The sequence below is a fragment of the Blautia sp. MB18-30 genome (genome assembly GCF_023669475.1).
GTDB classification, from domain to species: domain Bacteria; phylum Bacillota; class Clostridia; order Lachnospirales; family Lachnospiraceae; genus Blautia_A; species Blautia_A fusiformis.
In genome coordinates, this window is sequence record NZ_JAMOYY010000002.1 from 153190 (window position 1) to 173408 (window position 20219).

The window sequence follows — 20219 nt, forward strand, 5'->3', positions numbered from 1 at the left end:
TGGTATTATTTGTACGAAACTTATCAGAATAATCAGTTATTGTCAAATAACTTAAATTGTGTTACATTTATATTAGTGCATCGTTTTTGAAATAACTATACCATTCACTTGTCTGTGAATCTGATTGATATAGTTATTTACGAAACGATGTACCAGTGGATAATACAGATATATGTATTGACCATGTAAATTGTACTTATGATGAGGTGACAATATGACACTGGACAAATTAAAGACTGGAGAATGTGGCAGAATCATCAGTGTTCGTGGCGAGGGGGAGCTGAGACATCATCTTCTGGATATGGGGCTTACACCGGGGACAGAAGTGTCTCTTCGTAAAACAGCTCCTATGGGAGATCCGGTACAGCTTGTGCTGCGCGGATATGAGCTGACATTGCGGCTGGCGGAAGCTGCAAAGATTGAGATCGTATCGATCGAATCCATGACGGAAACGAAGAAAGAAAATGAACGGCATCAGCCGATTGCTCATCCTGGTGTGGGAGAACTTGGAAAGGCTCGAGATTATCGTAAGAACCGGATCGGTGATACGATTCCCAAAGGGGAACCGATCACGTTTGCACTGGCAGGTAATCAGAACTGTGGAAAGACAACTCTTTTTAATCAGCTGACAGGTTCCAATCAGCATGTTGGTAACTTTCCAGGTGTAACTGTTGACAAGAAAGAAGGAAGCATCCGGAGGCATCCGGAGGCAACGGTAACGGATCTTCCTGGAATCTATTCACTTTCCCCGTATTCCAGCGAGGAGATCGTAACAAGAGATTTTCTGCTGAATGAGAAGCCGACAGGAATCATTAATATTGTAGATGCTTCCAATATTGAGAGAAATCTTTATCTTACCATGCAGCTGATGGAGCTTGGAATCCCAATGGTGCTGGCCTTAAATATGATGGATGAGGTAAGGGCAAATGGAGGCTCTGTTCGGATCAATGAACTGGAGGAGATTTTAGGAATTCCGGTTGTACCTATTTCAGCAGCGAAGAATGAAGGAATTGATGAGCTGATCGATCATGCAGTCCATGTTGCAAGATACAGAGAAGCACCAGGAAGAATTGATTTCTGTACTGACAATCAGTCACCGAAGGATCCGGTAGGCGCACTTCACAGATGTATCCATGCAGCCGTTCATCTGATCGAACCCTATGCAAAAAAAGCAGGACTTCCTGTACGTTTTGCAGCTACGAAGATCGTAGAGAAAGATTCTCTGATCGAAAAACGTCTGGCTTTGCCTGAAGGTGAAAAAAAGGTTCTTGATGGGCTGGTACATGTTATGGAGAAGGATGGCGGTCTGGACCGTGAGGCAGCTCTTGCGAACATGCGCTTCAATTTTATTGAAAAGCTTTGTGAGAAAACTGTGGTAAAACCGGCAGAAAGCCGTGAACATAAACGAAGTGTCGCCATAGATCGTATCCTTACCGGAAAATATACAGCAATTCCCTGTTTTGTGGGAATTATGGCAATTGTATTTGTGATGACGTTTAATTATCTGGGAGCCTGGCTTTCAGACGGAATGACTATGGTCGTGAACTGGGTAATTGCACTTATTGGCAGGGGACTGGAGGTGGCAGGTGTCAGCTCAGTACTGCAGTCACTGGTTGTGGATGGAATTTTAAGCGGTATCGGAAGCGTGATTGGATTTCTTCCTACGATCGTTACTTTGTTTTTCTTCCTGTCAATCCTGGAAGATACCGGATATATGGCTCGTGTAGCCTTTGTTATGGACAAGCTCCTTCGAAAGATTGGACTTTCCGGAAGAAGCTTTGTGCCGATGCTGATCGGATTCGGCTGTTCGGTGCCGGCCATTATGGCAACCAGAACATTATCCAGTGAACGTGACCGGAAAATGACGATCCTGATTACTCCGTTTATGAGCTGCAGTGCCAAGCTTCCAATCTACGGACTTCTCACCAGTGCATTTTTCCCGAAGCAGTGGAGAGGAGTTGTGATGATCAGCCTTTATTTTGCAGGAATTCTCTGCGGGATCCTGTATGCGCTGATCCTGAAAAAGACGAAATATAAGGGAGAGCCGGTTCCGTTTGTCATGGAGCTTCCCAATTACCGGCTTCCTTCTGCAAAAAGTGTAGGACAGCTGATCTGGGAAAAGGCGAAGGACTTTATACAGAAAGCGTTTACAATTATTTTTGCGGCAACGCTGATCGTGTGGTTCCTGCAGAACTTTGATGCAGGTCTTAACCTTGTTACCAGCACAGATCAGAGCCTTCTGGCAAAGATCGGAAGCATCGTGGCACCACTTTTTGCTCCGCTGGGCTTTGGTGACTGGAGAGTATCCACCGCATTGATCACGGGCTTTATGGCAAAAGAGAGCGTTGTGTCTACGCTGACAGTCCTTCTGGGCGGAAATACGGCATTGCTTCAGACTTTATTTACACCGTTTACTGCTTACGTATTTTTGATTTTTACCTTGCTCTATACACCCTGTGTTGCAGCTATTGCAACTGTGCGTCGGGAGATGGGAACTGTAAGAGCTGCCGCCGGTATTGTAGCAGTACAGTGTGCCACTGCATGGATCGTTGCGTTTGCGGTACATGGTGTGGGAATGATGCTTGGATTATAGAAAAAATACCTTACATATGGCTTTTCACAAACTGCAGAAAACATTCTGCAGAGGTTGTGAGAGCCATATTTTTTTTATGGGCAATTCCAACAGATAGCTTTTTCAGTCCATTAACCGGGACAGCAACAAGCGAAGGCTGACGAAAGAACTGAAAGCTGCTTTCTGTAAGAAGGCTGATCCCTTCGCCAATTTCCACTGCGCTGACAATAGATTCTGCGCGGGCAGTACGCAGAAGCTGAGGGTGGATCCCTGCATTATGAAAACTTTGCATACAGAAACGGTAAATGGAGGTGTGCGGAGGCATCAGGATAAAAGATTCTTTTTTCAGTTCGGAAAGAGAGACCGATTTTTTGGACGCAGAGGGATGAGCTTCAGGAAAAACAGCAACCAGACGGTCTGCTGTGAGAGCATGAAAAGTATAGAGCTCCGGGTCTATCATGTGTTTTCGTACAAAGATCAGATTAAAAAAGTCTTTTTCAAGACCGGAAAGAAGTTCTTCGTCTTCTACCTCCTTCAGAGAAAAAGAAAGCTCCGGGTGTGTATCACAAAAACTGTGTATCACAGAAGTAAGATGGTACTGAGAAAGAAAAGGAAGTGTTCCAATATGAAGTGCCTGGAGCTTACTGTCCTTAAAATGGTACACTGCTTCCAGAGAACGATGATACTGTCTGGAAATCTTAAGTGCTTCTTTGTAAAAAAACTCTCCTTCAGGAGTAAGCACAGCAGTACGCTTGCTGCGGTCCCATAAGGTAAGCTCCAGTTCTTTTTCCAGTTTCATGATCTGCTTGGAAAGGGAGGACTGGGAGATATGCATAGCTTCTGCAGCATCAAAAAAAGTCCGGGATTGAGCTGCACAGATAAAATAGTCGATCTGTTCAAGAGTCATGGTAACACCTGCCTTTTAGAAAATAGTGACAAATCATTCCATATTGGAAACAATTATATCATAGAAAGAATTGATTCACCATGTAAAAAAGAGATAAAATAACATAAGAAAATAAAGATGTTACTGAGAACGGAGTGAACAGTAATATAAAGATAACGCAGGAGGTTTTTTATGGCAGAAAAAGTAAGAGATCTGAGAAGTGCTCTGGCACTTCTGGAGCAGATGCCAGATCAGCTGATCGAAACAGAGGTGGAAGTTGATCCGATGGCAGAGCTTGCAGGGGTATATCGTTATGTAGGAGCCGGTGGAACGGTGAAGCGTCCCACAAAGGAAGGACCTGCCATGATCTTTAATCGTATAAAAGGACACCCGGATGCAAGAGTAGCTATCGGTCTTCTGGCAAGCAGAAAAAGGGTTGCTGCTTTACTTGACACTCAGCCGGAAAATCTTGGAAAGATGCTCTGCAAAAGCGTGGAGAATCCAATTCCACCGGTCGATCTTGAAAGTGATGCACCGTGTCAGCAGGTGGTGCATAAGGCAGCAGATCCGGATTTTGACCTCTATAAGCTGGTTCCTGCGCCAACGAACACACCGGATGATGCGGGCCCGTATATCACACTTGGCATGTGCTACGCCACACACCCGGATACTGGAGTTCACGATGTGACCATTCATCGTCTTTGCATTCAGGGAAAAGATGAGCTTTCCATTTTCTTTACACCTGGTGCCAGACATATCGGAGCAATGGCAGAGCGTGCTGAGGAGCTGGGACAAAGGCTGCCGATTTCTATCAGTATCGGAGTTGATCCTGCTATTGAGATCGGTTCCTGTTTTGAGCCGCCTACAACACCACTGGGGTATGATGAGCTGTCTGTAGCCGGTGCACTGCGCAAAGAGCCGGTGAAACTCTGTAAATGTTTAACCGTTAACGAGCGTGCCATCGCCAATGCGGAATACGTGATCGAGGGAGAAGTGATTCCGGGTGTGCGTGTAAAGGAAGATCAGAACAGCAATACCGGATACGCCATGCCGGAGTTTCCGGGATATACAGGGCCTGCAAGTGATCAGTGCTGGCTGATCAAGGTTACAGCAGTGACACATCGTGAAAATCCGATCATGCAGACCTGTATCGGGCCAAGTGAGGAGCACGTATCCATGGCGGGAATCCCTACAGAGGCCAGCATCTATGGCATGGTGGAAAAAGCAATGCCTGGAAGACTTCAGAACGTATACTGCAGCAGTGCCGGAGGTGGAAAGTATATGGCTGTCCTTCAGTTTAAAAAGCTTTCTCAAAGTGATGAGGGAAGACAGCGTCAGGCTGCACTTCTTGCATTTTCCGCCTTCAGTGAGCTGAAAAATGTATTTCTGGTAGATGAAGATGTGGACTGCTTTGATATGAATGACGTACTTTGGGCGATGAATACGAGATTCCAGGGGGATGTGGATGTGATCACCATTCCGGGTGTCCGTTGTCATCCTCTTGATCCGTCCAATGATCCTGCATTTTCTCCAAGTATCCGTGATCATGGAATTGCATGCAAGACTATTTTTGACTGTACGGTGCCTTATGATCTGAAGGAAGATTTTCACAGAGCCCGTTTTATGGAACTGGATCCGGAGAAATGGCTGAAAAAATGAAAAAGAGAATTATAGTTGGTGCGACAGGTGCAAGCGGCCTGCCGCTCCTTGTAAAATGTCTGGAGATCATCCGGGAGAATCCGGATTTTGAGTCTTATCTGATCATGAGTTCCAGTGCAGAGCTGACTCTTCGCCAGGAGACGGAGCTGGAACCGGAGGATGTGAAACGATTGGCAGATCATGTATGTGCACCGGGAGAAATTGGGGCAAAACCGGCCAGTGGTTCTTTCAAAACAGAGGGGATGCTGATCGTGCCCTGCAGCATGAAGACGATCGCGGGGATCCACAGTGGCTATGCGGATAATCTTATTCTGCGTGCGGCAGATGTGACGGTCAAGGAACAGAGAACACTGGTGCTGGCAGCCAGAGAAACACCGTTAAGCGGGATTCATCTCCGAAATCTTTATGAGCTTTCCATGCTTCCGGGAGTGCGGATCATTCCGCCGATGCTGACGTTTTATCATAAACCGGAGAGCATTGATGATATGGTGTATCATATTGCGGCAAAGCTTTTGGAACCGTTTGGGATCGAAGCAAAGGAGTATCGCAGATGGAATGGATTATAAAAGAGTGTGTGGAGACTGCAGGCTGTGAGCTGGAGGTCAGTGCTGCATTTATCGGAGAGGATGTGCTTATCTGTCTGAAAGGCGGAGAGAGACCTCATCTGGGATGTGTGGTGCAGACGGAACCGAGAGTGTCTCTGACAGGGGATGGTTCTGTGAGTGCGACTTCTTCAGTTTTGAATTTTCCGGGACATAAGGACGAGGTGATCTGCCGGTGGATGGCGGAGAAGGTTTCGAAAGAGCTGGGAAAGAGAGTGGTTTGCACCGGGGGATTTCATAAGGATGGTATTTCGGAGAAAGAGATCCGGGAGGTGCAGGGAAGTGTTGTGCGTCTGACAGAGATGGTGATAGAAGGACTGCAGCGGTAGTTGAGTAACGAACGGCCGGAACCTGCTAAAGTTATTTTCCAAAAGTCCGAAACTTTCTTCGCTCAAACAGCGAATTTTTGAAAAATAACGCAGATTCCAGCCGTCTAAAATGTTTCTGTATTCTATTTATTTTCAAATATATTCTCGCGGGTAATATTCTTAGCCCACTTCCCACTGAGATACCTTTTGATCACCCATGGCCACTTCACAAATTCATCCGTACAGAGCAGAAAATACACCCACATAACCGGCAGCTTCAGTACAAAAGCAGCGAAGAATCCAAGGGGTACTGCATATACCCACATATCAATGGTATCACAGATCAGACCAAACTTTGTATCACCACCTGCCCGGAACACACCAGCGATCAGGGTTGTATTTACGGCAGACCCCATAATATAGTAGCTGTTGATCAGAAGCATATATTTCAGATAATGCATGGCAGTGGGTGTCAGGGACGCAAATCTCATTACGAACGGTGTGATGGCAAGAACGATAAGTCCGCCCAAAAAACCTGCAATAACAGTAAGCTTCAGTGTTTTGGAAGCATAACGCTTGGAACGTTCCAGATCGCCCTGCCCCATAACATTGCCTAGAAGGATACCTCCTGCACTGGCAATACCGAAACAGAAAACAGAGCCGATATTACGGACTACTACAACCAGAGAATTGGCAGCAACCGCATCCGTACCAAGATGCCCCAGGATCACAGAGTACATGGAAAAACCAATACTCCAGGAAATATCATTGCCAAGAGCCGGCAGGGAAAGCCGCACGAAATCACTGAACAGCAGTTTGTTTTTTGTGAACATACATCGGAGATCCAGTCGGACATTTTTGCTGAAAGCAGAAACAATAAAACAGGCGATCAGCTCGATCATTCTGGAAAGTGCAGTAGCAATAGCCACACCGGTAGCACCAAGCTTGGGTGCTCCGAACAATCCGAAGATAAAAGTCGCATTCAAAAGGATATTCAGTCCAAATGCCAGCATATTCATCGCCATGCTGGTAGTTACCCGGCCAATGCTTCGAAGGACAGCCAGATAAACCTCCGTCATACCCCAGCAGATATAGGTGATACCCATAATGCGGATATAGGAAGAACCAATGGCCAGAAGCTCCGGATCGTTGGTGAACAGTCTCATCATCATCTGTGGCATGGTAAATGCAACGAGTGCCACGAGAACAGAGATGATCATGGAAAAACGAAGAGCGATTCCCTCGATGATCTGAATGGCTTTGTAATCTCCCTTTCCATAATACTGGGCACAAAGCAGGGTGGCTCCCGTACCAAGACCGTAATAAACCATAAACAGGACATTGGAATAATTCGCTGCCAGGGATACTGCGGAGATGGATGACTGACCTACAAAGTTCAGCATGATAACATCGGCGGAATTGACCGCTGCACTTAGCAGATTCTGAATGATGATGGGGATGACAAGCTTAACGATCTGTGGATAAAAATCATCCTGCTGTGAAAGTTGATTTCTCATTTCCTCCTCCAAAAAAATACAATTACAATGACGTGAAAAACAGTAGATCACATACATGGTAACTGTGTCAGCTTTTGTAAAAAATGAAAGCAGACATGATTGCACGATAACATAGTTTGCAGGCAGTGTCAATCAGCAAACTGTGGAACTGTTTAAACAACTTACGGGAAAATGACGAATACAAAAAATGAATAAAAAATGCATAAAAAACCATATCAGCAGTTGTTGAGATTTCCAATCCATGATAAACTGAATGAAGATATTTTTCAGAGAAAGAGGAGTAAAAAATATGCCAGTTTTTGATTTCAGCGCAGCACCGGCAGATAAAAAAGAGACAAAAAGCCAGTGCACATATACAACGTTTCGTTCCAATGAAACAAAAGCCACACCGGAGAAACCGGTGCTGATCCTGGATAACAGCAAAAGAGAGTGGAAACATCATTCTTGCGGATATTTTTCCAATCCTGCGAAGCAGACTGCATTTGAGTTTAAGGAAGAGGACGGTGTTTTTCCGGCAGACATCCTGAAGATCGATTCCCGTTTTACAAGCCTGATCAAATGGCTCGGAGAAAATCATATCAACATCCGTCTTTCAGGACAGAATACAGAAGAAGGATATGCTGTTTACAAAATCCGCGAGATCGCTTTTGGCGGAGGCACCAAGCTTTCTGCTGAGGACGGATTTCTTCAGTTTATGATCGAGCGTCTGTTTGCAAGCAGTGCGCCGGCAGAAGAAAATGAGAACGATGAGGAGGAAGAAGACGGTGACGATATGAAGCTTACCAGTATTCAGAGTATCACCGACTTTATGAACTGTGCCGGAAAGACTATGCCGGATAATATCCGTCTCTGGGCAAGAAGAAATCTGGCAGTTGCCCGTTCTCATGAGGTTTCTCAGGAGGAAAGACGCCATGCCCAGAGAGCACTTTCCATCATGATGAATATTCAGTGGAAGCATAATTATTTTGAGTCTATTGATCCGAAGGAAGCACGTCGTATCCTGGATGAGGAGCTTTATGGAATGGAGCGTGTAAAACAGAGGATCATTGAGACGATCATTCAGATCAACCGTACTCATACACTTCCTGCTTACGGACTGCTTCTTGTAGGACCGGCAGGTACCGGTAAATCTCAGATCGCTTATGCAGTTGCAAGAATCCTGAAAATGCCGTGGACAACCCTGGATATGAGTTCGATCAATGATCCGGAACAGCTTACAGGAAGCTCTCGTGTTTATGCAAATGCCAAGCCTGGAATCATCATGGAGGCTTTTTCCATGGCAGGAGAATCCAATCTGGTATTTATCATCAATGAGCTTGACAAGGCTGCATCAGGTAAAGGAAACGGAAATCCGGCAGACGTGCTTCTGACACTGCTGGATAACCTTGGTTTTACAGATAACTATATGGAATGTATGGTTCCGACAGTTGGTGTCTATCCTATTGCCACAGCCAATGATAAGGCACAGATCAGCGCACCGCTTATGTCACGTTTTGCAGTGATCGATATTCCGGATTACACACCGGAGGAAAAGAAGATCATCTTTTCCAGATTTGCGCTTCCCAAGGTTCTGAAACGTATGAGCCTGAAACAGGAAGAATGTATCGTAACGGATGAGGCGCTGGACGCAGTAATTAAGAAATTTGAAGATACCACAGGAATCCGTGATCTGGAGCAGGCTGCGGAGCATATTGCGGCCAATGCTCTGTATCAGATCGAGGTGGATCATGTGAAGGCTGTAACCTTTACCCCCGAGATGGTACAGGAGCTTCTGGACTGACAAAGGGATCTGTTTTGCAATGATAAAAATGCTTCCGGAGATTTTTTCGGAAGCATTTTTGGCTGAGGGAATGCACCTGTTTATGCCGGGCCTGTCTGATCGTAAAGGAAAATTATAAAAATAATGAAATCAGGGATTGCCTGAGAAAGTGTAAATGTGTATAATGAGATAAAAGAGCGTGCGCGTGAACACAAAGCACACAGGAGAGGTTTTGGAGGGTAAAATATGGCAGTAACATTACAACAGATTGCGGAAGCAGCAGGAGTTTCAAGAGGCACTGTGGACAGGGCACTGAACAACAGAGGCCGTATCCGCCCGGAAGTAGAAGAAAGGATCAAAAGGATCGCCCGGGAGATGGGATACCAGCCCAGCCGTGCCGGTCGTGCCCTTGCCATGGCAAAGAGAAAGATCCGTATCGGTGTGATCCTTCAGTATATGGAGACTCCTTTTATGCAGCAGGTTTTAAATGGGGTCCTGGAAGCAAAAGAAGAAGTGGAGAGCTTTGGCGGAACAGTAAAGATCTATGAGATCGAGGGCGTGGAACCGGAAAAAGTAATGGCTGCAATGGAAGAACTCCGGGAAGAGGGCTTTAATGGAATCGCGCTGACTCCATCAGAAGATCAGCTTTTGAGAGCGAGGATCAATCAGTATCAGGAAGAGTATGGAATTCCGGTAGTTACCTTTAATGCGGATCTGGAAGATACAAAAAGGTTATGCTTTGTGGGACAGGATACCTTTCAGGCCGGTCGTACGGCAGCAGGTCTGATGGGGGAGATGACAGGCGGAAACGGGCAGGTTGCCATAATTTCCGGACAGGTTGCCAATCCTGGTCTGATCAGCAGGCAGAAAGGATTTACGACAGAGATTAAAGAAAGCTTTCCGGGAATCGAGATCGTGGATATAAGGTATTCTTATGATGACGAATGGGTGGCATCCAAGATTGTGGAAGAATTTCTGGAGCTTTATCCGGAGCTGACCGGGATCTATATTACGGGTCATGGTGTAAAGGGTGTCTGCCAGACCTTGCAGAAGCTTGGAAAGGATAAAACTATGCATGTGATCGCCAATGATTTCCTGGAAGAAAATCTGAAATGGCTGAAAGAGGGGACGATCAATTTCCTTATCGGTCAGGATGCGGCTGTACAGGGACATTCTCCGGTGATTATTTTGTTCCAGCTTCTCTTTGACAGCAAGGCACCGGAAAAGGAATACCAGTATACAGATATTGTGATCCGGACGAAATATAATATGGGTTAAAAAGTCAGTATAAACATTAAAATTGCTGTTGTGCACGGAGTCTATAGTCAGATTATATATCAGGGTTCTGTACAGAAAAAAAGCAGATTCAGGAGGAAAAATGAATTATAAAAATGTAAAGATCGCAGAAGGTGCCAGGATCGCAAAGCAGTCTGTGATCCTTGGAAATGTAACGATCGGCCGTGACAGCTGTGTATTATATTATGCGGTGATCCGCGGAGATGATGCGCCGGTAGTGATCGGAGAAGAAACAAATATCCAGGAAAACTGTACCATTCATGTGAGCCACAACATGCCGGTCCATATCGGAAACAACGTTACTGTGGGACATAATGCGGTGATCCATGGATGTACCATCGGAGACCGGACATTGATCGGAATGGGAGCCGTGATCCTGGATGGTGCAAAGATCGGAAACGACTGTATCATAGGAGCCGGCAGTCTTGTGACTAAAAATGCGGTGATCCCGGATGGTTCTCTGGTAATGGGAAGTCCGGCCAGGATCAAACGAAATCTTACCTGGGAAGAGAAGCTTGGTATCGTGGAAAACAGCAAAGAATATCTTGCTGTGTCCGAAGAGATGAAAGCACAGGATGTATTATAAAAAAGTGAAGAAGACATTTGTAAACGGACAGCTCCGACTGCTTTGTAATATGAGAAGCAGTCGGAGCTGTAACTTTGTTATATAAAATGCTTATATTTATCGTTTTTTTATTTATCGATCACTTCCACCGGTGTGTCATCCCGTGCATCCAGATCGTTGATATATTTTTTGGTCTCTTTTACGATCACATTGGAAAGCAGTAGTACTGCGATCAGGTTTGGAATAGCCATCAGTGCATTCAGGATATCCGCTACGGTCCATACCAGGTTCAGAGAAATAACAGGGGAGATGGCAGCTACCGCAATATACAGCACACGATAGGGGATGAGTCCCTTTTTGCCGGAGAAATACTCCACGCACCGCTCGCCATAATATGCCCATCCAAGGACTGTAGAATATGCGAAGGAAATGATACCCACTACAAGGATCACAGGACCAAGAACCGGGATCTGCTGAAAAGCCAGTGTAGTAAGAACACCGCCATCAGTGATATTTCCCATGTCGATCGAAGGATTTTTCATAATACTGGTTACCAGAACAAGACCGGTCATCAGACATACCACAACGGTATCCCAGAATGTACCGGTGCTGGAAACGAGAGCCTGACGAACCGGATTTCTTGTCTGTGCGGCAGCAGCGGCGATGGGGGCAGAACCCATACCGGATTCATTGGAAAAAAGTCCTCTTGCGATTCCATACTGCATGGCCATCATGATACCACGTCCTACAAGACCTCCTGCAGCAGCACCAGGGGTAAAAGCAAATTTGCAGATGGTTTTTACTGCGGGAATGATAAAATCGAAATTGATCCCCAGGATGATGATACATCCGATCACATAGAAAAATGCCATAAACGGAACAAGACGTTCACATACATTGGCGATGGATTTGATCCCGCCGAAAATAACAAGGGCAGTAAGAACTGCCACAGCAATGCCGATCGCTGCCGGCGAAATATGAAGGTTCTCATTACATACCGTTGCAATGGCATTGACCTGGGTAGCACATCCGATTCCAAAGGAAGCAAAGCCACCGAAAAAGGCAAAGATCAGACCAAGCCAGCGCATATTTAATCCGCGCTCTAGGGCATACATAGCACCACCCTGCATACGGCCGTCTTTGGTTTTGACGCGGTATTTTACAGCGATGAGAGACTCACTGTATTTGGTGGCGATTCCGAAGACACCGGTAAGCCAGCACCAGAGGACTGCACCGGGACCGCCAAGAGCAATGGCAGTACCGACACCGATGATATTTCCGGTTCCAATAGTGGAAGCAAGGGCTGTTGTCAGGGCGCCAAACTGGCTTACTTCACCTTCCGCATTGGTATCTTTGGTGACAGACAGGCGAATGGCGGTACCAATCTTACGCTGGATCACACCGGTACGGATGGTCATGAAAATATGGGTGCCCAGAAGTAAAATGATCATCCACCAGCCCCACACCAGACTGTCGATCTGGTTTATCACACTTCCGATTGCATTCATCATAGAAATCTCCTCCCTTTCTCAAAGCGAAATATCCGCAGGACTGCAGAAATAACACAAAGGCGTACAGACACAGGAAATATGTGCTGTACGCCCTTGTACGTTACGCTCTTAAGTTTTGATTATTGTGTCAATTATACAGGAATATTCAGAATAATGCAATAAAAATATTCCCTCTGAACAGAAGATTTTTTGCTTCAATATATGTTGATCAAAACACTACAGGACCTTCTTCGCAGTACATATAAAATCCCGGGCGTACTGTGGGAGATAGGTACCTCTTCGGTATGCAATTGTCAGTGTGCTGAAGACGCCATCTTCACCAATGGAAAAACAGGCTGGTTTTACAGGGAGGTCCATATTTTGAACATAGGTTTCCGGGGTGAAACACATACCAAGTCCTTGCATGCAGAGTTTGACACAGGTTTCTGTGTTGCGGCTCTGTATTGGCACATAAGGCTTGATATGGGCAGCTTTCAATGCTTCCAGCGAAAGCTGTCCGGTAGTCTGTTCCGGAAAATGCAGGATAAAAGGCTCTTCTGCCAGAAGTGAGAGATCAAGCTTCGGGTATATGCCGTGAGTGGATACACTGCCGGCAGCAGCCAATGGGTGCTCCGGAGGCATGATCAGAAGGATTTCTTCTTTTTTCAGCAGTTCGTATTCCAGCTTGGGGTGTTTATGTACTTCATTGAAAATGCCAAAATCAAGCTGATCATTGAGCAGAAGTTTTTCCTGGATAGAATATGCCTCTTCCAGGATATTGACCTTTACTTTAGGATATTTTTGAAAAAAAGAGGTCATGATCTGAGGAACCATACAGGTACTCCTCATCAGTGGGAAAGCAACATTCAGTTCTCCTTCATTATTTTCTGTAAGATCTTTCAGCTCTTTTTCCCAGTCCTGTTGTATCTGCAGGATCTTTCGGGTATACTCCATATATTTGCGGCCCGCAAAGGTAGGTGTATAGCTGTTTCCGCTGCGGCTGAACAGCTTGGTCCCCATTTCTCGTTCCAGTTTCTGGAGATGCTTGGTCAGGGTTGGCTGGGAAATATAAAGCTCCTGTGCGGCTTTTGTAAGATTCTGATATTTGGCAATGCAGAGAATGTACTTCAGTTCATGATAGTTCATGTTTTCCTCCAACTATTCCATTTTGGCATAATTTTTATGTATAATATGAATTTGACTTCCTGATATGCATATTTTACAATACATCCTATCATCATATCAAGGGGGAAAAAATAAATGAAAAACTGGCTGGAAAAACAGTTCAGACTGTCTGAGTTCAATACAAATATAAAAACAGAACTTCTGGCAGGACTGACAACTTTTGTAACTATGGCGTATGTGCTTGCTACGATCCCAAATATTCTGGCAGGCGCCGGTTATGATAAACACACGACTCTGACAGCTATGATCATTCTGATCATTGTGACCAGCTGTGCAATGGCATTGGTTACCAATCGACCGTTTGCTCTGGCTCCGGGACTTGGAAGCGTTGGAATTATTGCATCTATGATTACCAATGAAGGCGTAAGTATGCCGATCGCAGCAGGTGTGATATTCTGGAGTGGTGTTCTTTTTATCATAATTTCATTCTTTGGTCTGAGAGAAGCCGTGGTACGTGTGATCCCGGTAAGCCTGAAACAAGCGGTTAGTGCCGGTATTGGTCTGTTTATCGCACTTCTTGGTGCAAAAAACTGTGGCCTGATTGTGGCAAATGATGCAAAAAACTGTCTTTCCTTTGGAGATCTTGCATCTCCATCTGTGATCGTAGCAGTGATCGGATTTCTGATCCTTCTGGTGATCAAGGTACGAAATATACCGGGTGGTATGATTCTTGCGATCCTGCTGACCACTCTGGCAGGAATTCCTTTCGGTGTTACACATGCTCCGGAATCCATTTTTGCATTTCCGGCAGGTATCGGCCATCAGTTCCTGAAAGTTGATTTTATGGGAGCGCTGAATTTTGCTTATATTCCATTTCTGATCGCTCTGTTTGTACCGGATTTCTTTTCTACATTCGGAACAGTTCTGGGAGTGGGAGCAAAGGCAGGCTATCTGGATAAGGATGGAAATCTTCCGGGTATTGATAAATGCTTTAAGGTAGATGCGATTGCAACAAGCTTTGGAGCATTGTTTGGAATGCCGAGTCTTACTACTTATCTGGAGTCATCTGCAGGCGTAGAAGCAGGAGGAAAAACGGGACTTACGGTTATTTTTACAAGCATTTTCTTCGGACTTTCGCTGTTTCTGGCACCACTGGCTCTTGTGATCCCATCTGCGGCAACCGGTCCGGTGCTGATCTATATCGGCATCAATATGCTTGGTGCTATGAGAAATATTGATTATTCGGATATTACAGAGTATATTCCGGCATTTTTATGTGTAACCTTTACGATTTTTGCAAATAATATCGCAAATGGTATCTGCGTGGCGCTTCCGGCTTATCTCGTTATGAAGATCGCAGCAGGAAAGATCAAAAAGGTTGAACCGGTCATGTATGTACTGGTAGCAGTCTGTCTGTTGTATTTTTATTCAATTATCTAAGGATGGTGAAATGGTATGGAGCAGGTTCATCTGCTGATCAAAAACGCAAAGGTATTTAATTCCTATCTTAAGAAATTCATATCTGCCAATGTTGCGGTGAAAGATGGAAAATTTTATTACATAGACAGAAAACAGGATACGGATCTTCAGACTGACAATGTGATCGATGCAAAGGGATCATACATGATTCCAGGACTGACAGATATTCACATGCATATTGAGAGTTCTATGGCCACACCGGCTTTTTTTGGAAAATGTGCAGGAGAAAATGGTGTGACGACGGTGGTTTCAGAGCCTCACGAAATGGCCAATGTCAAAGGGATCCGAGGGATTCTGGAAATGATCTCTGCGGCAAAGAATGCACCTATCGATATTTTTTACGGGATTCCAAGCAGCGTTCCGTCAACCAGTGAAAAGCTGGAAACAACAGGCGGGATCATTGACTGCAGTGCAATGAAGCATCTGCTGGAAGAAAAAGATGTGGTATGTGTAGGCGAAATCATGAATTACCGGCAGATCATCCGGGAAAATGATCTGGAGATCAGCCGGTTTCTGGAATATCTGAAAAAAGACCATCCGGGATATGTGATCGAGGGACACTGTCCGTCATTACTGGATCTGGATCTTGCAAAGTTTCTTTATCTGGGTATTAATGGTGATCATACAGAACATACTCTTGAGGAAGTAAAGCAGCGGATCGAAAACGGAATGTTTTTTGAGATCCAGGATAAAATGTTGAAACCGGAAATCCTGGAATATATCTGCCAGAACCAGCTCTACGAGTATTGTTCCTTTGTAACAGATGATACTATGGCAGATGTTTTGTATGAGCAGGGACCGCTGAATGCAGTGGTACAGAAAGCGATCGATATGGGATTTCCGATGGAACAGGCAATCTACTGTGCCACATATACACCATGTCAGCGGATGCATTTTTATGACAGAGGAGCTATCGCACCGGGAAAACTTGCGGACTTTATGCTGCTTAAAGATCCGTCCGTTCTTAAACCGGAAGCTGTATTCAAAAATGGTGTTCCGATTTATGCAAAGGATGAACCGCAGTTGCCGCTGTCTGCTTCCACATATGAATTTCCGGCAGATTTTTACCGGAGTGTACAGCTTCCGGAGATTTTTCTGAAGGATTTTCAAGTGAATGCTCCTTTTCAGGAAGGATATGCAACGGTTCGTGTGATAGAGATCAATTCGGATCGTACCCATACTACTGAAAAACTGGTGGAAATGCCGGTGAAAGCTGGAAAGATCTGCTGGGAAAACAGCGGATGTCTTCTGGCTATGGTGGTGGAACGTCATGGGAAGAACGGAAATATCGGCTATGGATTTCTTACAGGCTCCTGCTTGAAAAAGGGAACTGTGGCAACAACATATTTTCATGATCATCATAATCTCTTTGTGGCAGGAAGCTCTCCGGATGATATGTTATTTGCTGTAAACAGGATCCGGGAACTGCAGGGGGGATTTCTGACAGTAAAAGATGGAAGGATCCTTTCTGAACTTGCACTTCCGGTATGTGGGCTTTTATCCGAAAAATCAATCAGGGAGAATGGCCTTGCATTGAAGGCGGTAAGAAAAAGCCTTACAGATCTGGGATATGTGCATAATAATCCGATCATGTCAGTGGCAACACTTGGATTACCGGTAAGCCCGGCACTGAAGCTGACTGATAAGGGACTGGTGGATGTAAAAAAAGGAGAAATTGTTCCGCTGATCGTAAACACAAAGAAAAATAAATAACATTGTTCTTATTGCAGCAATATAAGCGGACGTGAGTCGCGGAAGGCAGCATAATAATCAGATATCGTTGTAAAAAAATCTGCAGATTTCAATCTTATGATTGGAATCTGCAGATTTTTTGTTATGGAGAAAAAACAAAAATCATGGTAAAATAAAAATACATGATATAAAAGGTCAAATTAGGAGAAAACATATGAAAAAGAATCACTTTGAATTAAAAAATTATGTTATGGCAACCGGTGTTTTTATTTTGGCGGTTGTAGCAGGGATTCTTATTTTTTTCGAGTGTGTGCAGAGGGCTGTACAGGTGAATTCTCAGAATACATTGAAGATAAATGTGCAGAGACAAAGTGAACACTTGCAGACGATACTGGATATTAATTATCAATATCTGAATGAGATTGCCTCTGCAATGGGAAAATCAGAAGAACTTTTTTCAGAAGAAAATAAAGAACGACTGGTATCCATTTATGAAAAAACAGACCTGGAGAGGGCTGCTCTTATTGATAAGAATGGAGATGCATACTACGACAATGGAGTAACCAAGAATGTTTCTCATCGCAGATATTTTCAGGAGGCCATCAGCGGAGAGCAGACCATCAGTGATCCCCTGGAGAGCAGTGTGGACCATGAAGTGAGGGTGGTTTTAGGCGTGCCGATATACAAAGATCATAAAGTCATCGGTGTGCTGGGCGGATCCTGTAATGTTACAGCGCTGAGTCATATGCTTTTTAATGATCTTTTTGACGGAGCGGGAAACAGTCTTCTGGCTACAAGTGATGGAGAGATCATTGCCTTTGACAGTGGTTCGGCGTCCGGTACGGAGATCACATATGGAATCAATCTTTTTAAATATTACGGAGAAAAAATCTCAAAGGAAAGAATACTCTTCAGGATATTCAGGAAGATTTTAAATTTGGCGAAAGAGGTCTGGTGAAGCTTAGCCTCAAAGAGCGAAAAGAAGAGGACCGGTATCTGGCATATATGCCTCTTGGATACAACGACTGGATGATCTGTTATGCAATTCCTGTAAAAAGTGCACAGCAGGCTTATGAATTCATTTCCGGTTATGAAATCCTATTTATGGGAAGCTTCTGTATTCTGGTGCTTCTCCTGCTCCTGTATATTGTTGTAAGAAATAATCAGGAGAAAGCAGAATTGGTACGTTCTGCCCAGAAGGATGCGCTTACAGGCGTTTATAACAGAGAGAATACGCAGAAGGTGATCGATGCTATTCTGAGAGAAAAAGCTCCGGAAGGCTTTCATGGCTTTCTGATCCTGGATATGGATCATTTTAAAGAAGTGAATGATGTTTACGGACATGTCATGGGAGATAATGTATTAAAGATGCTGGGAGGTTTTCTTAAAGAGCAGTTCCGGGAACAGGATGTGATCGGGCGTATCGGCGGGGATGAGTTTGTGATCCTGCTCTGTAATATCGGTTCACGGGAAAATATGGAGAGCAGAATAAAAAATCTTCATGAAAAGCTCAGGGAGATCCGAATGGAAGGAATGGGAGAGTATACATTTACTTTTAGTGCAGGAATTGCTTTTGCACCACAGGATGGAGATACCTTTATGGAACTGTATCAAAAAGCAGATCTTGCCCTTTATCAGGTGAAACGCTCCGGAAGGAATGGCTACAGGATCTATAAATAACAATAAAAAAGACAGAAGATATCCTGAAGAGAAAAAAGGAAATCTTCTGTCATTTTTTGTATAAATTGGAATGGGAAGCTTTGATATCCTTATGCTTCCGGAATTTTTTGAATGATCGTTCTGTTTATGACAACTAGGAAAGTTACGGACACGATCAGAGAAATGATCTCCGCAATGGGGAAAGACCACCATACTGCGTGAAGTCCACCGATGGAAGCAAGGATATAAGCTGCAGGTATCAGGACAAACAGCTGACGCATGATAGACACGATCATACTGAATACAGCTTTTCCGAGTGCCTGGAATACAGTCCCCGCAATGATACAGAACCATGCGATCAGATAGTGGATTCCTATGATACGAAGTGCAGGGATTCCGATGGTAAGCATATCTTCGGAAGCACTGAACAGTCCCAGCAATGTTTTCGGAATAAATTCAAAGGCAAGGAAACCAATGAATGTAAAACAGAATGCGATGGACATGCTGACTTTGACAGTTTTAAGCATACGCTTTCTGTGGCGTGCACCATAATTATAGGCAATGATCGGTGTAATGCCGTTGTTAAGTCCAAATACAGGCATGAAGAAAAAACTCTGCAATTTGAAGTAAACACCAAATACTGCAGTTGCAGTGACTGTGAACTGTACCAGGATCAGATTCATGCAATAGGTCATGATAGAACTGATGGACTGCATGATGATCGATGGAATACCTACTGCATAAATATGGCCGATGATCTTAAGGTCAGGACGGAAGCCCCTGAAGCTGAGCCGGACTTCATGATTAAATTTATGGTTGCAGATTCCGGCAACGATGCAGGCTACACACTGTCCGATCACAGTAGCTACAGCAGCTCCGGTAACACCCATTTTCGGAGCACCGAACAGACCAAAGATCAGGATCGGGTCAAGGATGATGTTGGTGATGGCACCGCACAGCTGAGAAGTCATGCTGAATATGGTTTTTCCTGTGGATGTGAGCAGACGTTCAAAGAAAAACTGTCCAAGCAGACCAAAGGAGAATATCATAACTGTGCTCAGATATTCAATCCCAAATTTAAGGATCTCAGGGTCTGCGTTATGTACCTGGCTGGCATAAAATGGTTTTACTACTGTAAATCCAAGGATCAGGAAAACCAGATAGCTTAAGCCATACAGGAAAGCAGCATTGCTGGCTGTCCGATCAGCTTTTTCAAAATTCTTTTCTCCAAGGGATTTGGAAAGCAGTGCGTTCATACCCACACCGGTACCTGCACCTACTGCGATCAGAAGTGTCTGCAGTGGAAAAGCCATGGAAACTGCCGTCAGAGCATTTTCGGAAAGCATGGCAACGAAAACACTGTCTACAATATTGTACAATGCCTGCACCAGCATGGAGATCATCATTGGCAGAGACATGTTTAGTACAAGCCTTCCTACGGGCATGGTCCCCATTTTGTTTTCTGCTATGGGAGCAGATGTACTTTTTTGATTCATATTTCCTCCATTTTGTATTTTGTAGTTTTTGACCTAATTATATATATTAGCATGAAAATATAAGGGATTCAAGAAAAGAATATCCTTCTGACATTATTATAAATGGTCCATACT

At 44.5% G+C, this 20219-nt stretch carries 16 protein-coding genes; 11 read left to right on the forward strand and 5 right to left on the reverse strand.

Annotated features, from left to right (window positions below; all coding sequences use genetic code 11):
• Positions 1–214: 214 nt before the first annotated feature.
• Positions 215–2593 (forward strand): ferrous iron transport protein B, encoded by a 2379-nt coding sequence (feoB, locus tag NCY57_RS01645; protein WP_173739524.1) that lies wholly within the window; start codon positions 215–217, stop codon positions 2591–2593.
• A 10-nt stretch (positions 2594–2603) separates the two neighbouring features.
• Here feoB and NCY57_RS01650 read toward each other — a convergent pair whose 3' ends face one another.
• Complete coding sequence (locus tag NCY57_RS01650) at positions 2604–3479, reverse strand: LysR family transcriptional regulator (RefSeq protein ID WP_118608921.1); 876 nt, start codon at positions 3477–3479, stop codon at positions 2604–2606.
• 171 nt (positions 3480–3650) lie between these two features.
• On the opposite strand from NCY57_RS01650, the gene NCY57_RS01655 reads away from it, so the two are divergent.
• Genes NCY57_RS01655 through NCY57_RS01665 form a run of 3 tightly spaced genes read left to right on the forward strand, consistent with a single transcriptional unit; the run spans position 3651 to position 6048 of the window.
• The gene (locus NCY57_RS01655) at positions 3651–5117 is read left to right on the forward strand and encodes a UbiD family decarboxylase (protein ID WP_118608922.1); all 1467 of its coding nucleotides are present in this window, start codon (positions 3651–3653) and stop codon (positions 5115–5117) included.
• Complete coding sequence (locus tag NCY57_RS01660; protein WP_044960990.1) at positions 5114–5683, forward strand: UbiX family flavin prenyltransferase; 570 nt, start codon at positions 5114–5116, stop codon at positions 5681–5683. The genes NCY57_RS01655 and NCY57_RS01660 overlap by 4 nt, the downstream gene beginning before the upstream one ends.
• Positions 5668–6048 carry a prenylated flavin chaperone LpdD gene (locus NCY57_RS01665; protein ID WP_015524472.1) on the forward strand — a complete coding sequence of 127 codons (381 nt, stop codon included), beginning with the start codon at positions 5668–5670 and terminating at the stop codon, positions 6046–6048. Before NCY57_RS01660 ends, NCY57_RS01665 begins: the two co-directional genes overlap by 16 nt.
• Positions 6049–6170: 122 nt before the next feature.
• On the opposite strand, the gene NCY57_RS01670 is transcribed toward NCY57_RS01665, so the two are convergent.
• On the reverse strand, positions 6171–7544 hold the full coding sequence (locus NCY57_RS01670) for an MATE family efflux transporter (protein ID WP_250789417.1): 1374 nt from the start codon (positions 7542–7544) through the stop codon (positions 6171–6173).
• A gap of 289 nt (positions 7545–7833) precedes the next feature.
• Here NCY57_RS01670 and NCY57_RS01675 point away from each other — a divergent pair, with 289 nt between their 5' ends.
• The 3 genes from NCY57_RS01675 to NCY57_RS01685 all read left to right on the forward strand — a co-directional run bounded on the left by NCY57_RS01675 (position 7834) and on the right by NCY57_RS01685 (position 11185).
• Positions 7834–9324 (forward strand): AAA family ATPase, encoded by a 1491-nt coding sequence (locus tag NCY57_RS01675; RefSeq protein WP_015524474.1) that lies wholly within the window; start codon positions 7834–7836, stop codon positions 9322–9324.
• A 225-nt stretch (positions 9325–9549) separates the two neighbouring features.
• On the forward strand, positions 9550–10581 hold the full coding sequence (locus NCY57_RS01680; RefSeq protein ID WP_110102991.1) for a LacI family DNA-binding transcriptional regulator: 1032 nt from the start codon (positions 9550–9552) through the stop codon (positions 10579–10581).
• Between the two features lie 100 nt (positions 10582–10681).
• On the forward strand, positions 10682–11185 hold the full coding sequence (locus NCY57_RS01685) for a gamma carbonic anhydrase family protein (protein ID WP_059086860.1): 504 nt from the start codon (positions 10682–10684) through the stop codon (positions 11183–11185).
• A gap of 107 nt (positions 11186–11292) precedes the next feature.
• Here the strand turns inward: NCY57_RS01685 and NCY57_RS01690 are convergent, their stop codons facing one another.
• Entirely contained in the window at positions 11293–12675 is a 1383-nt protein-coding gene (locus NCY57_RS01690) for an alanine/glycine:cation symporter family protein (protein WP_021650672.1), read from the reverse strand.
• A gap of 216 nt (positions 12676–12891) precedes the next feature.
• Entirely contained in the window at positions 12892–13800 is a 909-nt protein-coding gene (locus NCY57_RS01695; protein WP_059085489.1) for a LysR family transcriptional regulator, read from the reverse strand.
• A gap of 114 nt (positions 13801–13914) precedes the next feature.
• Between NCY57_RS01695 and NCY57_RS01700 the strand changes: the two genes are divergently transcribed.
• The 4 genes from NCY57_RS01700 to NCY57_RS01715 all read left to right on the forward strand — a co-directional run bounded on the left by NCY57_RS01700 (position 13915) and on the right by NCY57_RS01715 (position 18630).
• Positions 13915–15219, forward strand: coding sequence for an NCS2 family permease (locus NCY57_RS01700; protein ID WP_021650670.1), 1305 nt, complete (start codon positions 13915–13917; stop codon positions 15217–15219).
• 15 nt (positions 15220–15234) lie between these two features.
• Entirely contained in the window at positions 15235–16971 is a 1737-nt protein-coding gene (locus NCY57_RS01705) for an adenine deaminase C-terminal domain-containing protein (RefSeq protein ID WP_059085490.1), read from the forward strand.
• 193 nt (positions 16972–17164) lie between these two features.
• Positions 17165–17908 carry a cache domain-containing protein gene (locus NCY57_RS01710; protein WP_250789418.1) on the forward strand — a complete coding sequence of 248 codons (744 nt, stop codon included), beginning with the start codon at positions 17165–17167 and terminating at the stop codon, positions 17906–17908.
• Entirely contained in the window at positions 17905–18630 is a 726-nt protein-coding gene (locus tag NCY57_RS01715; RefSeq protein WP_250789420.1) for a GGDEF domain-containing protein, read from the forward strand. Before NCY57_RS01710 ends, NCY57_RS01715 begins: the two co-directional genes overlap by 4 nt.
• Before the next feature lie 89 nt (positions 18631–18719).
• Here the strand turns inward: NCY57_RS01715 and NCY57_RS01720 are convergent, their stop codons facing one another.
• Positions 18720–20105, reverse strand: coding sequence for an MATE family efflux transporter (locus NCY57_RS01720; RefSeq protein WP_250789421.1), 1386 nt, complete (start codon positions 20103–20105; stop codon positions 18720–18722).
• Positions 20106–20219: the final 114 nt, after the last annotated feature.